The sequence below is a fragment of the Streptomyces sp. PU-14G genome, from assembly GCF_041028275.1.
Classification (GTDB): Bacteria; Actinomycetota; Actinomycetes; order Streptomycetales; family Streptomycetaceae; genus Streptomyces.
Genome location: NZ_JASKYT010000630.1, coordinates 1 through 1933, shown reverse-complemented (window position 1 = coordinate 1933; position 1933 = coordinate 1). Strand labels below are relative to the sequence as shown.

Annotated in this window: 1 protein-coding gene; it reads left to right on the top strand. The window is 75.9% G+C overall.

The window, feature by feature from the left end:
- A partial coding sequence (locus tag AB8Z75_RS34210; protein ID WP_369208928.1) for a CDP-glycerol glycerophosphotransferase family protein occupies positions 1-1933 on the top strand: 1933 nt, incomplete at both ends.

The following is a 1933-nucleotide window of genomic DNA, read 5'->3' as shown; positions in this document are numbered from 1 at the left end:
GGCCTCGGGGCCGCGCCAGGTGCCGCTCCGGAAGACGSCSAYCMSGAGCTCCTCTCCCCCGACGCGGGCCCCGCCGTCGGGACCCTCGCGGACCGGCCCGAACTGCTGCGCCTCCCGGCGTTCGCCTGGAGCAAGGCGTACCGGCGGGACTTCCTCCAGCGCGAAGGGCTCACCTTCCCGCCCGGCACGTACGAGGACACCCCCTGGTCGTTCCACGCGCTGCTGACCGCCCGCACCCTCGCCACGCTCGACCGGGTGTGCGTGCACTACCGGCAGCGGCGCGGCGGCAGCATCCTGACGACCACGACACGCCGGCACTTCGACGTCTTCGCGCAGTACGACCGCCTCTTCGCCCTCTTGGACGCCCGCCCGGAGCTGGCGCGCTGGCGGCCCGCCCTGCACCGGCGGATGACCGACCACTTCGCCGTCATCCACCGCAGCCCCGGCAGGCTGCCCCGCGCGGCCCGCGCGGAGTTCCTGAAGCGGGCACGGGAGCACTGCCGCAGGTACCGGCCCGCACCCGGGCACGCCGACAGGCGGCAGCCGCCGCGCGCGCGGCTGCGCCGCCGGCTCGTGCACAGCGGAGCGCACCGCCTCCTGCGGCTGCTCACCCTCGCCGACCGGGCCCGCTCCGCGGCACCGGTCCCGCTCCGCGGGCTGCGCACGACGGCGCGCAAGGCGCTCCTGCGCGCGCACTACGCCCTCCAGCGCCGCCGCCGGATCGAGGGCGACCTCGCGGTCTTCTCCGCGTACTGGAACCGCGGCTACGCGTGCAACCCGGCGGCCATCGAGGCCAAGGCCCGCGAGCTGGTGCCCGGCATCCGCACGGCGTGGATATGCGGCCCCGAGTACGCGCACACCCTCCCGCCCGGTGTGCGGCGCCTGACGCCCGGCTCCGCCGCGTACTGGAGCGCGCTGGCCCGCGCCCGCTACCTCGTCAGCAACGTCAACCTCCCCCACGCTTTCGTCAAACGGGACGGCCAGGTCCTCCTGCAGACCCACCACGGCACCCCGCTCAAACACATGGGCCTCGACCTGATGCCGTATCCGGCCGCCGCCGCCGGAATGGACTTCGAGCGGCTGCTGGCCCACACCGACCGCTGGGACTTCAGCCTCTCCGCCAACCCGCACTCCACCCGGGTGTGGGAGCGCGCCTATCCGTCGTCGTACACGACGCTGGAGTTCGGCTACCCGCGCAACGACCGCTACCAGCGGGCGACCGCCGCCGAGGTGGCTCGCCTGCGCGCCGGCCTCGGCGTGCCGGAGGGGGCGACGGCCGTGCTGTACGCGCCCACGCACCGCGACTACCGGCGCGGGCCGCAACCGTGGCTCGACCTGGTGCGCCTGACGGCCGCGCTCGGCCCCTCCTTCGTGGTGCTGGTACGCGCCCACTACTTCCACGCCGGGCAGCCGCTGCCGTGCGAGCCGCCCGGCGGACTGCTCGACGTCTCCCGGCACCCGTCGGTCGAAGAGCTGTGCCTGGCCTCCGACGTGCTGGTCACCGACTACTCGTCCCTGATGTTCGACTACGCGGTACTGGACCGGCCCCTGGTCATCCACGCCCCCGACTGGGAGGCCTACCGCGACGCCCGCGGCACCTACTTCGACATCACCGCCATGGCGCCGGGCCCCGTGGCGCGCGGCGACGACGAGCTGATCGACCTCCTCGCGACCGGCGCCCACGCCACCGAGGACGCCCGCCGCCGCCGCGCCGCCTTCCGGGCGCGCTTCTGCCCCTGGGACGACGGCCACGCCGCCGAACGCGTCGTACGGCACGTCTTCCTGCGCGGGGCGGACACCCGCCACCCCGGCGGTGCCGGCGCCGTGCCGGCGGCGCATCCGCCCGTGGTGCCGCTCGCCGAGCGCCGGCCCGCACCGGCACCCGCATGCGCACCCGCGCCCGCACCCGGCGGTCGTCCTGCCGCCTCCCCCG